Annotated in this window: 18 protein-coding genes and 3 pseudogenes; 10 read left to right on the forward strand and 11 right to left on the reverse strand. The window is 76.9% G+C overall.

Going from position 1 to position 16,636, the window contains the following annotated elements; all coding sequences use genetic code 11:
• Position 1 precedes the first annotated feature (1 nt).
• The 7 genes and pseudogenes from OVA14_RS13460 to OVA14_RS04785 all read right to left on the reverse strand — a co-directional run.
• Positions 2–712 (reverse strand): annotated as a pseudogene (locus tag OVA14_RS13460) (glutamyl-tRNA reductase); the annotation flags it as partial.
• A gap of 118 nt (positions 713–830) precedes the next feature.
• Positions 831–1,016, reverse strand: coding sequence for a CsbD family protein (locus OVA14_RS04760; RefSeq protein ID WP_267505123.1), 186 nt, complete (start codon positions 1,014–1,016; stop codon positions 831–833).
• An 89-nt stretch (positions 1,017–1,105) separates the two neighbouring features.
• Positions 1,106–1,672 carry a hypothetical protein gene (locus OVA14_RS04765; protein ID WP_267505124.1) on the reverse strand — a complete coding sequence of 189 codons (567 nt, stop codon included), beginning with the start codon at positions 1,670–1,672 and terminating at the stop codon, positions 1,106–1,108.
• Positions 1,669–2,268, reverse strand: a complete 600-nt coding sequence (locus tag OVA14_RS04770; protein ID WP_267505125.1) for a hypothetical protein — start codon at positions 2,266–2,268, stop codon at positions 1,669–1,671. Before OVA14_RS04770 ends, OVA14_RS04765 begins: the two co-directional genes overlap by 4 nt.
• Positions 2,269–2,289: 21 nt before the next feature.
• A complete protein-coding gene (locus OVA14_RS04775) occupies positions 2,290–2,598 on the reverse strand; it encodes a hypothetical protein (RefSeq protein WP_267505126.1) in 309 nt (102 codons plus the stop codon).
• Positions 2,595–2,783, reverse strand: coding sequence for a DUF2273 domain-containing protein (locus OVA14_RS04780; RefSeq protein WP_267505127.1), 189 nt, complete (start codon positions 2,781–2,783; stop codon positions 2,595–2,597). Before OVA14_RS04780 ends, OVA14_RS04775 begins: the two co-directional genes overlap by 4 nt.
• Entirely contained in the window at positions 2,780–3,187 is a 408-nt protein-coding gene (locus tag OVA14_RS04785) for an Asp23/Gls24 family envelope stress response protein (protein ID WP_267505128.1), read from the reverse strand. Before OVA14_RS04785 ends, OVA14_RS04780 begins: the two co-directional genes overlap by 4 nt.
• 184 nt (positions 3,188–3,371) lie before the next feature.
• On the opposite strand from OVA14_RS04785, the gene OVA14_RS04790 reads away from it, so the two are divergent.
• The 10 genes and pseudogenes from OVA14_RS04790 to OVA14_RS04835 all read left to right on the forward strand — a co-directional run bounded on the left by OVA14_RS04790 (position 3,372) and on the right by OVA14_RS04835 (position 12,282).
• Complete coding sequence (locus OVA14_RS04790; protein ID WP_267505129.1) at positions 3,372–3,929, forward strand: RNA polymerase sigma factor; 558 nt, start codon at positions 3,372–3,374, stop codon at positions 3,927–3,929.
• Position 3,930: 1 nt separating this feature from the next.
• Positions 3,931–4,488 (forward strand): hypothetical protein, encoded by a 558-nt coding sequence (locus tag OVA14_RS04795; protein WP_267505130.1) that lies wholly within the window; start codon positions 3,931–3,933, stop codon positions 4,486–4,488.
• Entirely contained in the window at positions 4,481–4,825 is a 345-nt protein-coding gene (locus OVA14_RS04800; RefSeq protein ID WP_267505131.1) for a hypothetical protein, read from the forward strand. Before OVA14_RS04795 ends, OVA14_RS04800 begins: the two co-directional genes overlap by 8 nt.
• Positions 4,826–4,880: 55 nt before the next feature.
• A pseudogene (hemE, locus tag OVA14_RS04805) lies at positions 4,881–5,979 on the forward strand (uroporphyrinogen decarboxylase).
• On the forward strand, positions 5,976–7,538 hold the full coding sequence (hemG, locus tag OVA14_RS04810; RefSeq protein WP_267505132.1) for a protoporphyrinogen oxidase: 1,563 nt from the start codon (positions 5,976–5,978) through the stop codon (positions 7,536–7,538). Before hemE ends, hemG begins: the two are co-directional and overlap by 4 nt.
• 81 nt (positions 7,539–7,619) lie before the next feature.
• The gene (gene hemQ, locus OVA14_RS04815; protein ID WP_267505133.1) at positions 7,620–8,327 is read left to right on the forward strand and encodes a hydrogen peroxide-dependent heme synthase; all 708 of its coding nucleotides are present in this window, start codon (positions 7,620–7,622) and stop codon (positions 8,325–8,327) included.
• 152 nt (positions 8,328–8,479) lie between these two features.
• Entirely contained in the window at positions 8,480–9,655 is a 1,176-nt protein-coding gene (locus OVA14_RS04820; RefSeq protein WP_267505497.1) for a ferrochelatase, read from the forward strand.
• Positions 9,652–9,909: pseudogene (locus OVA14_RS13770) on the forward strand (hydroxymethylbilane synthase); the annotation flags it as partial. The gene OVA14_RS04820 and the pseudogene OVA14_RS13770, both read left to right, overlap by 4 nt.
• A 121-nt stretch (positions 9,910–10,030) precedes the next feature.
• On the forward strand, positions 10,031–11,737 hold the full coding sequence (locus OVA14_RS13775; protein ID WP_420710644.1) for a uroporphyrinogen-III synthase: 1,707 nt from the start codon (positions 10,031–10,033) through the stop codon (positions 11,735–11,737).
• A 68-nt stretch (positions 11,738–11,805) separates the two neighbouring features.
• Positions 11,806–12,282 carry an aminoacyl-tRNA deacylase gene (locus OVA14_RS04835; RefSeq protein WP_267505134.1) on the forward strand — a complete coding sequence of 159 codons (477 nt, stop codon included), beginning with the start codon at positions 11,806–11,808 and terminating at the stop codon, positions 12,280–12,282.
• Positions 12,283–12,422: 140 nt separating this feature from the next.
• Here the strand turns inward: OVA14_RS04835 and OVA14_RS04840 are convergent, their stop codons facing one another.
• The 4 genes from OVA14_RS04840 to kdpC all read right to left on the reverse strand — a co-directional run bounded on the left by OVA14_RS04840 (position 12,423) and on the right by kdpC (position 16,618).
• Positions 12,423–12,686, reverse strand: a complete 264-nt coding sequence (locus OVA14_RS04840; protein WP_267505135.1) for a peptide methionine sulfoxide reductase — start codon at positions 12,684–12,686, stop codon at positions 12,423–12,425.
• A gap of 140 nt (positions 12,687–12,826) precedes the next feature.
• Positions 12,827–13,507, reverse strand: coding sequence for a response regulator (locus OVA14_RS04845; RefSeq protein WP_267505136.1), 681 nt, complete (start codon positions 13,505–13,507; stop codon positions 12,827–12,829).
• Positions 13,504–16,008, reverse strand: a complete 2,505-nt coding sequence (locus tag OVA14_RS04850; protein ID WP_267505137.1) for a sensor histidine kinase — start codon at positions 16,006–16,008, stop codon at positions 13,504–13,506. The genes OVA14_RS04845 and OVA14_RS04850 overlap by 4 nt, the downstream gene beginning before the upstream one ends.
• A gap of 4 nt (positions 16,009–16,012) precedes the next feature.
• Positions 16,013–16,618, reverse strand: coding sequence for a potassium-transporting ATPase subunit KdpC (gene kdpC, locus OVA14_RS04855; RefSeq protein WP_267505138.1), 606 nt, complete (start codon positions 16,616–16,618; stop codon positions 16,013–16,015).
• Between the last annotated feature and the right edge of the window lie 18 nt (positions 16,619–16,636).

Raw genomic sequence — 16,636 nt, forward strand, 5'->3', positions numbered from 1 at the left:
CGACGTCGGCGGAGGCGATGGCCAGGTCGGCGTCGCGGCCGTCGACGGCGGGGATGCCGTGGCTGCGGGCGAAGCGCTGGCGGCCGGAGGGGCTCCACACCTCGATGGAGGATGCGCCGCGGCGGCGGAGCTCGGCGAGCGAGACGGCGGCGAAGCGGCCGGTGCCGACGAGCAGCACGCGGGCGGTGGTCCAGTCGACGCGGGCGCTCGCGAGGTCGAGGCCGAGCCGCACGATCGAGCGGCCGGCCTCGCCGAGCCCGGTGCGGTTCTTGATGCCGCGCTGGGTCTCGGAGGCGCGCTGGAAGAGGCGCTCGAGCTGGGGCGAGGTGGTGCCCGCGCGCTGCGCGGACGTGAGCGCGCGGCGCACCTGGCCAGCGATCTCGCCCTCGCCGACGACCACGGACTCGAGGCCCGCGGCGACGGCGAAGAGGTGCTCGGCCGCGTCGCCGTCGGCGAGCGGCGCCATGGCCTCGGGGTGGTGGTCGCCGAGCGCGGCGGCCGCGGCGGCCTGCGCGATCTCGGGGGCGTCGTGCTCGTCGGCCGCGACGTCGAGGTAGAGCTCGAAGCGGTTGCACGTGGAGATGACGACGGCGCCGGCCACGGCGGGGTGCGCTGCGAGGGAGGTCGGCATCGCCTTGGCGTCGGCCGTCGCCAGCGCCTCGAGGGCGGTGAAGTCGGCGTTCTTGTGGCTCGCCGTCAGGCAGATCAGCACTGCCCCATCCTACCGTCGCGAGGATCCGTCCCCCAAGCCGGTCGGCGGAGCCGCCGTCCGCCCGCAGCGGACGACGACGACCCCCGGCACGAGGGCCGGGGGTCGTCGCGGTGCTGGCTCACTTGCCGAAGGCGTCCTTCGCGGCGTCCTTCACGTGCTCGCCGGCCTGCTTGGCCTTCGCCTCGGTCTGGTCGGCCTTGCCCTCGGCCTCCAGGCGCTCGTTGCCGGTCGCGGCGCCGAGCACCTCCTTGGCCTTGCCGCCGAGCTCCTCGGCCTTGTTGCGGATCTTGTCGTCCATGCCCATGGGGGCCTCCTTCTTCGCGTGCGGCTCGCGCCGCGGGGTGGTCGGCGGCGAGCGCCGCCGGTGGTCGGGTCGTGGTCGGGTGGGGGTGGCTACTCGGCGCGCTTCGTGTGGGCGACCGCGGCGCGGAGCCCACCGCCGAGGTGCAGCACGATCGGGGCGCCGACGCCGAGGCGGGTGCGGGTGGCCCGGGCGGCCTCGGCGGTGCGGTCGAGCACCTCGTCGAGGCGGGCGCCGGTGCGCACGGTGACCGCGATGCGCCAGCTGCGGCGGCCGCGGCGCGAGCGCCAGGGCTGCACGCTCGACTGCAGCACGTCGGGGTCGTCGCCCAGCGCGTGCTCGAAGAGGTCGAGCACCGCGGCGCGGTCGACGCGGATGTCGCCGACGACCGCCGCCTCGGCGGTGCGGCCGCGGCCGCGGGTCGTGGCGTGCACGATCGCGAGCACGAGCAGCGCGGCACCCGCGATGGCGCCGACGAGCGCCCAGTCGAGCGGCAGGCCCGCGGTGCCGGCGGCGATCGCCGAGTCGAGGGTGGGCTGCACGGGCGCGAGCAGCTGCGGCGCGGCCGTCGTGGCCAGCAGCCACGCGCCGCCGGCGAGCCAGGCGAGGCCGAGCACGACGAGGATCGTGCGGTTCAGGGAGCGGCTCGAGCGGCTCATGCGTGCTCCTCCTTCGCGGTGACGCGCAGGCGTCCCTTGGGGCGCAGGGCGTCGACGAGCGCGGCGGCGCCCTCCTTCGCGGCGGCCGCGTCGAGGCGGTAGCCCGGCTGCGTGCGCAGCGCGACGTGGGCGCTGCCGCGCGAGACGAGCGTGCGGGCGCGGTCGGGGGTGGATCGGGCGGCGCGGGCCGCGGCGCGCGAGAGCGCAGCGGCGATCACGCGGTCCTCGGCGATGACGACGACCCCGTCGCGCTCGAGCGCGTGGCGCGCGCGCCGACCCCGGGTGAGGGCCAGGCCGAGGAGCACGAGGCCGAGGACCAGCGCCGCGATCGCGATGCCGATGCCCGCGGGCGAGCCCTGGGCCGCGACGGCGTCGACCTCGGCCGAGCCGGGCAGCGCGAGGCCCGGGATCGCGATGCCCGCGCGCTCCGCGAGCACGAGGGCTCCGGGCGCGAGGACCGCGAGCGCGGTGGCCGCGAGCGCGATGCTCGCCGAGAGCGAGCGCGATCGGTGCAGCTCCCGGCGCTCGAGCCGGCGCATCGTGCGCCGCTCGGCGGGGGAGAGCGCCGGCAGCGCCTCCTGCGTGGTGTCGGTCATGGGTGCTCCTGTGTCTGGGGGTCAGCGCGCGCGGGGCGCGTCGGCTGCGAGCAGTGCGGTGATGCGCAGCTCGCAGCGGTCGAGCTGGGCACCGGTGATGCGTGCCGCCTGCTCCAGCAGGCGACGGCGGGCCGCCTCCGCCGCTTCGACGACGGGGGCCTCGCTGAGGCGGACGGGGGTGGCCACGCGGAGGTCGAGCGAGCGTCCCCGCTCGACGACCTCCGCGCGGACCTGGGCCGGGGGTGCGCCGAACGCCTCGGCCGCGGCCGCGCGCACCGCATGCTGCAGCGCGCGCGGCGCGATCCGGATGGCGCCCGGGACCTCGGTCATCCCGCGCTCCGGCCCCGCGCCGCGTCGATCGCTGCGCGGAGGTCCACCTTCCGCGAGGCGACGGCGCCGATGAGGGCGCCGATCGCGCCGAGCACGACGGCCAGGAGGAAGCCCCAGAAGCCGAAGGCCAGCCCGATCGCGGCGAGCGCGATGCCGGTGAGGAGTCCGATGGTCACGGCGTTCATGCGACTCGCGACTCCTCGGGCTCGGGCTCGTCGCCCGGGATGTGCACGTCGGAGACGGTCACGTTGACCTCGGCGACGTCCATGCCGATGAGGTCCGTGATCGCACGGCCCACGGCACGACGGACGCCCTCCGCGACGACCTGCAGCTGCTCGGGGTAGGCGACGACGACGGTCACGTCGGCCGCGACCTCCTTCTCGCCGACCTCGACGCGGACGCCCTGGCCGAGGTCCGTCTGGCCGATGGCGTCGCGCACGGCGCCGACGACTCGGGCGGCGCCGCCGCCGAGGGCGTGCACGCCGGGCACCTCACGGGCGGCGATGCCGGCGATCTTCGCGACGACCGGGTCGACGACCGTGGTCGTGCCCTTGATGGCCTCGGTCTGCTGAGCGGTGTTCACAGCCATGTTCGTGTCTCCTTCATGTCTCGGGGGCCGCTATCGCGACCCTTCGACACTGAGACGGCACGAGCGGGAGGTTCGTCACGGATCCGTCGGACTTTCTTCTCGGAGGCCTCGTACGAGCGATCCTCGGCCCGCTCCCAGCACCTGCTCAGCGATCGGTTCGTCCCCCTTGGCTACGGTCGGCGCGATGACCATGCGACTCGAGGACGCGCCCGACGCCCTCCTCGCGCAGCGCGCGAAGGACGGCGACGACCGGGCCTTCGCCGTGCTCGTGCGCCGGCACTCGCCCTTCCTCGTCGCGTTCGCGACCCGCTACCTCGGCGGCTCCGCCGACGCCGACGACGTCGTGCAGGAGGCGCTCGTGGCCGCCTGGCGCCGCCTCGACGAGCTGCGCGAGCCCGAGCGCATCCGCTCCTGGCTCGCGACCTCCGTCGCCCGCCGCGCGACCGACGTGCTGCGCACGCGCGCCCGGCGCGACGTGCAGCGGCTCCCCGAGGTCGAGCAGGCCGACGACCGCTCGCCCGACCCCGAGCGCGCGGCCGAGGGCAGGCTGGCGACGCGCGCGCTCGGCGACGCGCTCGCGCGACTGCCGCGCGAGCAGCGGGAGGTCTGGCTGCTGCGCGAGATGGCGCAGCTCTCGTACGACGAGATCGCCGCGCGCGTGGGCGAGCCCACGGCGACGGTGCGGGGCAGGCTCGCCCGCGCGAGGAGCGCGGTGCTGGCCGCCATGGAAGGGTGGAGGTGACATGGACGAGACGATCGGCGACTCCGGCCACACGCTCGAGCAGCTCTCCGCCTACTTCGACGCAGGCCGCGTGCCGCGCATCGCGGCGATCGAGGCCGATGCCGAGGCGCGCGCCGTGCTGGCCTCCATGGAGCGGCTCTCGCGGCTGACGCGCGAGCTGGCCGACGAGGAGTCGACCGCGGCCGAGCCGGCCTGGGTCGAGCGGGTGCTCGACGTCGTGCGCAGCGAGGTGCGGGCGGGCCGCGACCTGCCGATGCACGCGATCGACGCGCGCACCGAGACGACCGTGACCGAGGGCGCCCTGCGCGAGCTCGCGCGGCGCGCGGGCGACGACGTGGGCGACGTGCTCGTCGGCAGCGTCCTGCTGCGCTCCCGCGCCGACGCCCTCGACGTCCGCATCACGATCGGCGTGCGCTTCGGCGCACCCGTGCGGCTGCGGGCAGATGCAGTGCGCGAGGCGGTCCGCTCGGCCGTCGAGCCTCACGCGCCGCGGCCGCTCGGCCGCATCGACGTCGTCGTCGACGACATCTTCGAGGTGGGGGAGGGCGACCATGCCTGACCAGGGGTCCGGCGCCGTCGAGGCGCCCCGGGACGCGACCCCGCAGCGCGTCGCGGAGCTCGCGGACGCCGCGGTCGCTGCGACGCCGGGCGTCGTGCGGGCCTACCGCGCGGCACCCGCGCTCGGCGGCGGGCTCGCGCCCTCGCCCGTGCTCGCGCACGTCTCGATGCTGCCGAGCCGCAGCGTCCTCGTGAGTGTGGGCGTCGACGCCGGCGCGAGCGCGCGCGACGTCGCCGACGCCGTCGCGGCCGCCGTGCGGGCCGCGCTGCCCGCCGACTGGGCCGACTGCCGCGTGCGCGTGCAGGTGCGCCGCATCGAGTCGCCGGAGCCCGCCTGAGGCGCTCCCGCCCGCGCGGCGCCCTCATAGCGTGGAGTGGGATGATGGGGGCACGATGCCTGCGCTGCGCGACGACCACCCGCTGAACACCCGCACCGGCGCCGCCCGCCTGGTGCGCGCCTACCGCGGCGACCGCCCCGACGTCACCCCCGTCTGGTTCATGCGCCAGGCGGGCCGCTCGCTGCCTGAGTACCGGGCGCTGCGCGTGGGGCGCGACATGCTCGACACCTGCCTCGACCCCGAGCTCGCGAGCGAGATCACGCTCCAGCCCGTGCGCCGCCACGGCGTCGACGCCGCCATCTTCTTCAGCGACATCATGATCCCGCTGCGCCTCGTGGGCGTCGACGTCACGATCGAGCCCGGCGTCGGTCCCGTGCTGCCCGAGCCCGTGCGCACGCCCGCCGACGTCGAGCGCGTCACGGCCCTCGATCCCGCCGTGCTCGACGCGACGCTCGCGCCCGTGCGGGAGGGCGTGCGCCGCACGGTCGCGGGCCTCGCCGAGCTCGGCGACGGCACGACGCCGCTCATCGGCTTCGCGGGCGCCCCCTTCACGCTCGCCGCGTACCTCGTGGCCGGCCGCCCCTCCAAGGACCACCTCGAGGCGCGCCGCCTCATGCGCGCGCACCCCGAGGCCTGGGATGCGCTCATGCGCTGGGCCGCCGACGTCACGGGCCGCTTCCTGCGCGCGCAGGTCGAGGAGGGCGCGAGCGCCGCGCAGCCTGTTCGACTCGTGGGCGGGCTCGCTGCCGCTCGAGCAGTACCGCGAGCACGTCGCGCCCGCCAGCCGCCGCGCGCTCGACGCCGTGCGCGACCTCGTCGACGCCACGGGCCGCCGCATCCCGCTCGTGCACTTCGGCGTCGGCGCGGGCGAGCTCTACGGGGCGATGGACCTGGGCGTCGACTGCATCGGCGTCGACTGGCGCGTGCCCCTCGACCAGGCGCTCGAGCGCATGGGCGCCGACGTCACCGTGCAGGGCAACCTCGACCCCGCGGTGCTCGGCGCCGACTGGGCCACGATCGAGGCCGCGATCGACCACGTGCTCGTGGCCGGCTCCGTCGCCCGCGCCCACGTGTTCAACCTCGGCCACGGCGTGCCGCCGGAGACCGACCCCGCGGTGCTCACGCGCATCGTCGAGGCGGTGCACGCCCGATGAGCGCCGCGGCCGGGCAGCCGCGCTGGGACACGATCGTCGCGGGCGCCGGCATGGGCGGCCTCGTCGTCGCCCACGAGCTCGCGGCGCGCGGCTACCGGGTGCTCGTGCTCGACGCGGCCGAGCACCTCGGCGGCGTCGCCTCGCGGCTCGAGCTCGACGGCCTCGTGCTCGACGCGGGCGCGGAGTCGTTCGCGACGCGCGGCGGCGCCGTCGCGGAGCTCGCGGCCGAGCTCGGCCTCGGCGACGACGTCGTGGCGCCGAACCCCGCGGGGGCCTGGCTGCAGCTCGACGACCGCGCGGTGCCGCTGCCGAAGGCCACGCTGCTCGGCATCCCCTCCTCGCCGCTCGCTCGCGACGTCATCGACGCGGTCGGCTGGGGCGGGGCGCTGCGCGCCTACGCCGACCGCCTCATGCCCGTGCTGAAGCTCGGCAAGGACGAGGCGCTCGGCCCGCTCGTGCGGCGCCGCATGGGCACGAAGGTGCTCGACCGCCTCGTCGCGCCGCTCGCGGGCGGCGTCTACTCCGCCGACCCCGAGGCGCTCGACGTCGCCGTCGTCGCGCCCGGGCTCAACAACGCGCTCACCCGCACGGGCTCGCTCTCGGGCGCCGTGGCCCTCGTGCTCGAGGATCGCGCCGCCGCGGTGCGCTCCGGGGAGGCGGCGCCCTCGAACGCCTCCCGCCCCGGCTCGGCCGTGCTCGGCATCCGCGGCGGCGTCCACCGCATCGCCGAGGCCCTCGTCGAGCGCGCCCGCGCGCACCGCGCCGAGCTGCGCACGGGCGTGCGCGTCGTGGGGGCCGAGCAGGCTGAGGACGGGTGGATCGTGCGGACCGAGTCGGGCGAGGCGCTCGAGGCCTCGTCGCTCGTCGTCGCGATGCCCGAGCGGCAGGCGCTGCGGATCCTCGGCGGGCTCGAGGGCTTCGAGGCGCTCGCGGCCGACGCCGACGGCGCGGGCGTCACCGTCGAGCTCGTCACGCTCGTGCTGCCCGAGGGCGCGGTCACGGGCGACCCGCGCGGCACCGGCGTGCTCGTCGCGGACGACGCCGCGAGCATCCGCGCCAAGGCGATGACCCACTCGAGCGCGAAGTGGCCGTGGCTGCGCGAGGCGGCCGCGGGCCGCGAGGTCGTGCGGCTCTCGTACGGCTCCGGCGCCGGCGCGCCCGCCACCGAGGGGCGCACGGATGCCGAGGCGGCCGAGCCTGGCGCTCGCCGACGCCCGCGCGATCTTCGGCCGCGACCTCCCCGCCCCGCTCGCCTCGGCGCGCGTGCGCTGGGAGCAGGGCCAGCCCTCGAGCGTCGTCGGCGCCCGCGGCCGCCAGCAGGCCCTCCGCGACGCCGCCGCCGCGCTGCCCAACCTCGTGCTCGTCGGCTCGGCCGTCGCCGGCACCGGCCTCGCCCAGGTCGTGCCCGACGCGCGCGCCGCGGCCAAGCGCATCCGCCGCGAGGGCTTCGCCGTGCCCGGCACGCCCTGGAGCGACGACGTCGAGGCCGAGGTCGCCGCACACGAGGCGGAGGTCGAGGCCGCAGCGGCCGGCGCCGGCCCCGGCACCCCCGGACCTGACACCACCGGACCTGACACCACCGCGGCGGAGCACGCCGCACCCGAGCCCGGCGAGGCGCCGGGCACCACGCGAGGAGAGGCATGAGCGACCACGCCCACCACCGCGCCGAGCCCGCAGGGCACGGCGACGCCCACGCCGCGCCGCAGGGCGACGGCTACACCCTGTTCACCGTGCACCGCCGCGCCGGCGCGCCCTCGGGCGGCGCGCCGCTGGCCGACGCGCTCGCGGCCGTTGAGGCGGCCGGCGTCGTCGTGCGCGGCATCTACGACGTCTCGGGCCTCCGCGCCGACGCCGACCTCATGGTCTGGACGCACGGCAGCGACCCGCAGGCGCTGCAGGCGGCGGCCCGGCGCATCCGCCGCTCCGCGGAGCTCTCGGGCACCGAGCTCACGTGGAGCGCGATGGGCGTGCACCGCGACGCCGAGTTCAACAAATCGCACGTGCCCGGGTTCCTCCGCGGCATCGACCCCAAGGGGTGGATGACGGTCTACCCCTTCAACCGCTCCTACGACTGGTACCTGCTGCCGCCCGAGGACCGCAGCCGCATGCTCGCCGAGCACGGCCGCGCCGGCGCGGCCTTCCGCGGCGTGCTCGCGAACACCGTCTCGGCGTTCGCGCTGGGCGACTACGAGTGGCTGCTGCCGCTCGAGGCCGACGACCTCACCGAGCTCGTCGACATGATGCGGGAGCTCCGCAACACCGAGGCGCGCCTGCACGTGCGCGAGGAGGTGCCCTTCTTCACGGGGCGCCGGATCGAGACCCACGAGATCGAGGAGGTGCTCGCATGAGCGAGCAGACGAGCGGCTGCTGCGGCGGCGGATGCTGCGGCGGTGCCGCCCAGGCGCCCGCCCAGGACGTGGCGCGCCAGCAGCAGGAGATCCAGGCGCAGGCCCAGCAGGAGCAGCGCCGCGAGACGAAGCCCGCGGGCGCCACGGGCGTCATGCTCGCCGAGGGCGCGCTCGTGCCGAGCGCGAGCCCCGCGGCGCAGGGCGGCCCCGAGCACGTCGAGGAGCCCGTCGCCTACGACGGCATCCTCCTCTCCGGCTTCGGCGGCCCCGAGGGGCAGGACGACGTCATCCCGTTCCTCCGCAACGTCACGCGCGGCCGCGGCATCCCGGACGAGCGCCTCGAGGAGGTCTCGACCCACTACCGCCACTTCGGCGGCGTGAGCCCCATCAACCAGCAGAACCGCGACCTCATCGTCGCGCTCCGCGCGGCGCTCGACGAGGCCGGCGTCGACCTGCCGATCTACTGGGGCAACCGCAACTGGGCGCCCTACCTCGACGAGGCGCTGCAGGAGGCGGCCGCCGCGGGCGCACGCACGCTCCTGGCGATCCCCACCTCCGCCTACTCCTCCTACTCGTCGTGCCGCCAGTACCGCGAGGACTGGGCCGACGCGCTCGAGGCCGCCGGCCTGCAGGAGACGCTGCGGATCGACAAGGTGCGCCAGTTCTTCAACCACCCGGGCTTCCTCGCGCCCTTCGTCGACGGCGTGCGCGCCTCGATGGCCGAGGCGCGCGACGCGGGCTTCGCCGACGCCGAGGTCGAGGTGCTCTTCGCGACGCACTCGATCCCCACGGCCGACGCCGAGCGCTCCGGCGCCCCCGACCTCCACGAGTGGGGCGAGGGCGGCGGCTACGCGGCGCAGCACCTGGCCGCCGCCGAGTGGGTCATGGAGCAGGCGGCGCCCGAGGTCGCGTGGCAGCTCGTCTACCAGTCGCGCTCCGGGCCCCCCTCGCAGCCCTGGCTCGAGCCCGACATCAACGACGCGATCGAGGCGCTGCGCACCGACGGCGCCGGCGCCCGCAAGGCCGTCGTCATCGTGCCGCTCGGCTTCGTGAGCGACCACATGGAGGTCATGTGGGACCTCGACGAGGAGGCCATCGAGACGGCCACCGAGGCGGGCCTGTGGGTGCGCCGCGCGCCGACGCCGGGCGTCGACCCGCAGTACGTGGGCGCCCTCGTCGACCTCGTGCAGGAGCGCCTCGAGGGGCGGCCCGCCGCGGAGCGCAAGTCGGTCACGTCGATCCACACCTGGTACGACACCTGCCGGCCCGGCTGCTGCGAGAACCCCCGGCTCGGGTTCCGCCCGGCGATCGCCGGGCTGCAGCCGTGACGCTCAAGGTCGGCACCCGCGGATCGGCCCTCGCGCTCGCGCAGACGCGCGCGCTCGCGGCGCGCTTCGCGGGCGAGGTCGAGATCGTCGAGGTCACGACGCAGGGCGACGTCGACCGCACCTCGCTGTCGCAGCTGGGCGGCTCGGGCGTGTTCGTCTCGGCCCTCCGCGACGCGCTGCTCGCGGGCACGGTCGACGTGGCGGTGCACTCGATGAAGGACCTGCCGACCGCGCCGGCCGGGGGCATCGAGATCGCCGCGGTCACGAAGCGCGAGGACGCCCGCGACGCCCTGTGCGCGCGCGACGGCCTCACGCTCGCCGAGCCTCCCCGAGGGCGCGCGCGTCGGCACGGGCTCGCCGCGGCGGGCGGCGCAGCTGCGCGCCGCGCGACCCGACCTCGAGGTCGTCGACATCCGCGGCAACGTGCCCACGCGCCTCGCGCGGGCGCAGGGGGATCCGGAGACGGGGGATGGCGCCGACCTCGACGCCGTCGTGCTCGCGCTCGCGGGCCTGCGCCGCCTCGGGCTCGAGGCGGCCGCCACCGAGGTGCTCGACATCACGCGCTTCCCGACGGCGCCTGCGCAGGGTGCGCTCGCGGTCGAGGTGCGCGCGGGCGACGCCGCGGCGCGGCAGGCGGTCGCGCGCACCGACCACCTGCCGACGCGCGCGGCGGTCGACGCGGAGCGGCGCGTGCTCGCGGGCCTCGAGGCCGGCTGCGCCGCGCCGCTCGGCGCGCGCGGCGAGCTCGAGGACGGCATGCTCTTCCTCACCGCCTCGGCGTACGCGCTCGACGGCTCGCGCCGCATCACGGCCTCGCACGCGCACACGCTCGACTCGGCCTCCGACCGCGCCGAGGCTCGCGGAGGCCGCGGAGGACGTCGCGTCCCGCGCGGTCGCCGAGATGCTCGAGGCGGGCGCCGCCGAGCTCGTGGCCGCCGCGCGGTAGCGGCGCCGCCCGCCGGCGACCGCTGCCCGGATCCGTCGGTCGAGGAGACCGCTGCCCCTCGCCGTCGGTCGAGGAGGCCGCCGCCCCTCGCCGTCGGTCGAGGAGGCCGCCGCCGCAGGCGGCTGCCGTCACGAGACCCCGCCGGCACGCCGGGCCTCGTGCCGCGAGCGGCCCCGCCGCGCGCTCCTCGACAGGCAGGGCACCGCACCACCTGGCAGACTGTCCGCACGATCCACCCCGGAGGAGCCATGCGCGTCCTGATCCCCAGAGGCGGCAGCTGGGGCGACGACGTCGCCCGGCGCGTCGCCGACGCCGGCCACGAGCCGCTCGTCCTGCCGCTCGTCGCCATCGAGCCCGCCGACGACCAGGAGCGACTGCGGGCCTCGATCCAGCACCTCGCCGAGGGCCGCTTCGACTGGCTGGTGGTGACGAGCCAGTCCACGGTGCGCGTGCTGCCGCGCATCCCGGCCTCGGTGCGCGTCGCCGCCGTGGGCTCCGTGACGGCCGCGGCGCTGCGCGAGCGCGGCGTGCCGGTGGCGTTCATCCCCACGCGGCAGTCGGCCGCGGGCCTCGTCGACGAGTGGCCGATCCGCGAGGGGCGCGTGCTCTGGCCGCATGCGCGCGATGCGCGGCCCACGATCGCCGAGGGCCTGCGCCACCACGGGATGCAGGTGAGCGAGGTCGTCGCGTACCGCACCGAGCCCGTCTACGCCGACGGCGAGGCGCTGCGCGCGGCGCTCGCGGCGGATGCGGCCGACGGCCCGGGCGCCGAGCCTGCCGATGGCGAGCCGCTGCAGCCGCAGGCCGAGCTGCAGGCGGCCGGGCACGACGCCGCGCCGAGGGCGACGGGGACCGCTGCCGACGAGGTCGGCTCCGAGGCCGGCACGGAGCGCGACGCCGCCGTGGCCGACAGCGCCTCGGCGCCCGTGCCGATCGACGCGGTGCTCGTGACCTCCGGCTCGATCGCCAAGCAGGTGGCGCGACTGACGCTGCCGGAGGCGACGCGGGTGATCGCGATCGGCGAGCAGACCGCCGAGGACTGCCGCAAGCACGGCCTGCGGGTCGCGGCCGTCGCGGCGCAGCCGAGCGCGGCGGGCCTCGTCGCCGCGCTCGTCGCGGCGCCCCCCGCCGCCTGAGGCCGCGCGCCGCCCTCGCCCTGGCCCCGCCCCGCCGTGGCCCGCAATGCCGGGCGTAGCCTGGGCGCATGAGCGAGACGAACCCCGCGCTCGACGCGCTCGCGGCCTCCGGCCTCGCGCACGAGATCACCCGCCACGGCCGCGTCGGCTCGCTCGCCGAGGCCGCCGCCGCCCGCGGGGTCGAGCCCCGAGACATCGTGAAGACGATGGTCGTGCGCCGCGGCGACGACGACCACCTGCTCGTGCTCGTGCCGGGCGACCGCGCGATCGCGTGGCCGAAGCTGCGCGCGCTGCTGGGCGTCAACCGGCTCTCGATGCCGGATGCGGATGCCGCGTTCGCGGTCACCGGCTTCCGCCGCGGCACCATCACGCCCTTCGGCACGACCTCGCCGCTGCCCGTCGTGGCCGACGAGCGCGTGCTCGGCCGCCGCGTGTCGATCGGCGCCGGCGCGCACGGCGTCGCCGCGACCCTCGACGGCGACGCGCTCGTCGCGCACCTGCGCGCCACGGTCGCCGAGGTCACGGAGCCCGAGCCGCCCCGCTGACGGCTGGCACCGCTAGGGGCGGCGCGCCGGGCAGCCCGAGGGGTGCCCGAGCGGATGAGCGGTGCCGGTGCACCAGCACCTCCCGTCCGGCCGAGCACCGCTCGGCGGCGCGGCCGACCGCAGCCGCGCGCCGCGTCGACTCAGCGCCGATCCGGCAGCGCCCGCAGCACCGCGAGCACCTGCTCCTCGGGCATCTCGCACGGGCGCAGCACCGTGCCGGCGCTCGTGCGCCACACGTTCGCGTCGATCCGGCCCCTGCCGCCCAGCTCCTCGCCCGCGATCGTCGCCGAGCGCCCGCCGCCGTGCTCCACCCGCGTGAGCCCCCAGGCCCGCCCGTGCACGACCTGCCGCGACCACCCCTCGGGCACCCGCGCCACGAGCGCCGCCAGCTCCTCGCCCTCCATCCCCACACCCTCCCACCCGCACATGTGCAGAGATTCGTCGGAATGCACCCGCCAGAACGGCAGATCCCTGCACATGTGCGGGAGGCCGGCGGAGGTGGAGCGGGCGGGGCGGAGAGGGGTGGGGTTGGGCTGGGAGGGGGTCAGGGGGTCGAGAGGAGGCGGTAGCCCATGCCGGGCTCCGTGAGCAGGTGCACGGGGTGGGCCGGGTCGGGCTCCAGCTTCTTGCGCAGCTGGGCGACGTACAGGCGCAGGTAGCCGGTGTCGCGCACCTCGGCGGTGCCCCACAGCTCGGTGAGCAGCTCGGCGCGCGTCACGAGGCGCCCCTCGGCGCGCGCGAGCTGCTCGAGGATCCGCCACTCCGTGGGCGTCATGCGCACGCGCTCGCCCTCGCGGAGCACCGCCTTCGCGGCGAGGTCGATCTCGACCGCGCCCAGCCGCACCACGGGGTCGGTGGGCTCCCCGCTGCCGCGCCGCCGCCCGAGGGCGCGCAGCCGCGCCAGCAGCTCGTCGATCGCGAAGGGCTTCGTGACGTAGTCGTCGGCGCCGGCGTCGAGCGCCTCCACCTTGTCGGCCGAGCCCGTGCGGCCCGAGACCACGAGGATCGGCACGTCGCTCCAGCCGCGCACCGCCTCGATCACCTCGACGCCGTCGAGCCGCGGCATCCCGAGGTCGAGCATGAGGATGTCGGGATGCTCGGAGGTCGTCAGGCGGATCGCCTCCGCGCCGTCGGCCACCGTCACCACCTCGTAGCCCACGCTCTGCAGCGTGAGCCGCAGCGCCCGCACGATCTGGGGGTCGTCGTCGGCGACGAGCACCTTCACGGCGCCACCTCCTCGTCCGCGATGCGCAGCCGCACCACCATCGTCAGGCCGCCGCCCGGGGTCGTCTCCGCCTCGATCGAGCCGCCCATGGCCTCGGCGAAGCCGCGCGAGAGCGCGAGGCCGAGCCCGAGGCCCGTGTCGTTGTCGGTGTCGCCGAGCCGCTGGAAGGGCACGAAGGCGCGGTCGCGCTCGGCGGGGGCGATGCCCGGGCCGTGGTCGGCCACGCGCACCTCCACGTGGTCGCCGAAGGCGCTCGTGGCGACGGTCACGGGCCGATCCTCGGGGCTGTGGCGCAGCGCGTTCGTGAGTAGGTTGACGAGCACGCGCTGCAGCAGCACCGGATCGGCGACCACGGCGGGCACGCGGTCGAGCTCGAGCGCGACGGCCGCGGGGCGCGCCCCGCACTCCTCGAGCGCGGGCAGGATCGCCGCGTCGACGTCGACGGCGCGCGCGGCGACCGCGAGCGCGCCCGCCTCCACGCGGCTCACGTCGAGCAGGTCGGTGACGAGGCGGCCGAGGGTCGCGAGGCTCTCGTCGGCGGTCTCGAGCAGCTCGGCCCGCTCGGCCTCGCCCAGCGGGATCGACGCCGATCGGAGGGCGCCGACCGAGGCGGCGGCCGCGGCGAGCGGGCGACGGAGGTCGTGGCTCACCGCGCGCAGCAGGGCGGCGCGCACGCGGTCCTGCTCGGCGAGCGGCTCGAGCTCGCTCGCGACGGCAGCGACCGAGCGGTGCTGCAGCGAGGCGGCGAGCTGGTGCACGACGACCTCGAGGATGCGGCGCTCGCCCGCGTCGAGCAGGCGCCCGTGCAGCTCGAGCTGGGCGCTGCCGCCGACGTCGACGACGAGGGGCGCGCGGCCGCTCTCGCCCGCACCGTCGACGGGGAGGCCGTCGAGCGCGACGACGTGGTCGCCCTGCAGCAGGCGCACGCCCGTGAGGCCGAGCGCCTCGCGCGTGCGGGCGAGGATCGCCTCGATGGAGTCCTGCCCGCCGAGCACCCCCGAGGAGATCGCGGCGAGCAGCTCCGACTCCGCGGCGGAGCGCCCCGCGACGCGGGTGGTGCGCGCGGCGCGGTCGACGACCCACGAGACGAGCAGCGCCGAGACGAAGAACACGACGACGGCGACGACGTGCCAGGGCTCGGCGACCGAGAGCGTGAAGGCGGGGTCGACGAGCACGAAGAGGAAGAGCAGCCCCGACAGCAGCGCCGCGAAGGTCGCCGCCCAGATCCCGCCGATGAGCGCGACGACGACGACGCCGAGCTGCAGCAGCAGGGCGTCGGCCGCGATGGAGGCCTCCTCGGCCGAGAGGTAGAGGCCCCAGACGAGCAGCGGGATGCCGAGCGCCGCCGTCGCCCAGCCGACCAGCTGGCGCGCGCGCGAGAGCGGCGCGTCGGGCAGCGAGGGCAGGCGGCGGCCCTGCGCGGCTGCCGCGTGGCTCACCATGTGCACGTCGATGTCGCCGGACTCCCGCACGACGGCCTGCCCGATCCCCGGGCCCGTGAGCATCGTCTGGAGCCAGCTGCGGCGGCTCGCGCCGATCACGAGCTGCGTCGCGTGGCTCGCGCGGGCGAACTGCACGAGCGCCCGGGGCACGTCGTCGCCGACGACGGTGTGGAAGGTGCCGCCGAGCCGCTCGACGAGCGCGCGCTGCGCGGCGAGCGCGGCGGGGTCGCGGTCGACGAGGCCGTCCTGCCGCTGCACGTGCACGGCCAGCAGGTCGCCGCCCGAGGAGCGCGCGGCCACGCGGGCGCCGCGCTTCAGCAGCGTCTCGCCCTCCTGGCCGCCCGTGAGCGCGACGACGACGCGCTCGCGGGTCTCCCACGCGGCGTCGATGCCCTGCTGCTCGCGGTAGCGCTGCAGCGCCTGGTCGACCTCGTCGGCGAGCCACAGGAGCGCGAGCTCGCGGAGGGCCGTGAGGTTGCCGAGGCGGAAGTAGTTCGAGAGCGCGGCGTCGACGCGCGCCGCGGGGTAGACGTGGCCGGCCTCCAGGCGCGCGCGGAGCGCCTGCGGCTGGAGGTCGACGAGCTCGATGCGGTCGGCGGCGCGCAGCACGGCGTCCGGCACGGTCTCGCGCTGGCGGACGCCCGTGATCTGCTCGACGACGTCGCCGAGCGACTCGAGGTGCTGCACGTTGACGGTCGAGACGACGTCGATGCCCGCCGCGAGCAGCGACTCGACGTCCTGCCACCGCTTCTCGTGGGCGAGGCCGGGCGCGTTCGTGTGGGCGAGCTCGTCGACGAGCGCGACCTCGGGGGCCCGCGCGAGCACCGCCTCGAGGTCGAGCTCCTGCAGGGCGACGCCCCGGTGCCGGACCTCGCGGAGCGGCACGAGCTCGAGCCCCTCGACGAGCGCGGCGGTGGCGGCGCGGCCGTGGGTCTCGATGACGGCGGCGACGACGTCGCGGCCCGAGGCGCGCAGCTGGTGCCCCTCCTCCAGCATGGCGAAGGTCTTGCCGACGCCGGGAGCGGCGCCGAGCAGCACGCGCAGCGCGCCTCGGGCCATGCGGTCACCCCCTCGCGAGCTCGTCGAGCGCGAGGTTGAGCTCGATGACGTTCACGCTCGGGTCGCCGAGGAACCCGAGGTCGCGCCCCGCGATCCTACGCTCCACGAGCGCGGCGACCTCGGCTTCCGGCAGGTCGCGCGCCTCGGCGACGCGCGGCACCTGCAGCCGCGCGTAGACGGGGCTGATGTGCGGGTCGAGGCCCGAGCCGGAGGCGGTGAGCGCGTCGGCGGGCACGGCCGCCGGGTCGACGCCCTCGAGGGCGGCGATCGCGGCACGGCGCTCCTCGATGGCGGCGACGAGGTCCTCGTTCTCGGGGCCGAGGTTCGAGCCGCTCGAGGCGCCGCCGTCGTAGCCGTCGCCGGCGGCGGAGGGCCGCGACTGGAACCACTCGGGCAGCGGGGCGCCGTCGGCATCGGTCCAGGACTGGCCGACGAGGGCCGAGCCGACGACCTGCCCGTCGGGCTCGCGCACGAGCGAGCCGTTCGCCTGGGCGGGCAGGAGCGCCTGGGCGGCGCCGGTGATGACGAGCGTGTAGCCGACGCCGAGCACGAGGGTGGCGACGAGCATGGCTCGGAGGGCGGTGAGGTGGGTCTGCAGCAGGGTGCGCATGATGGCTCCGTTGCGGGC

Source organism: Agrococcus sp. SL85, assembly GCF_026625845.1.
In the GTDB taxonomy this organism is placed as follows: domain Bacteria; phylum Actinomycetota; class Actinomycetes; order Actinomycetales; family Microbacteriaceae; genus Agrococcus.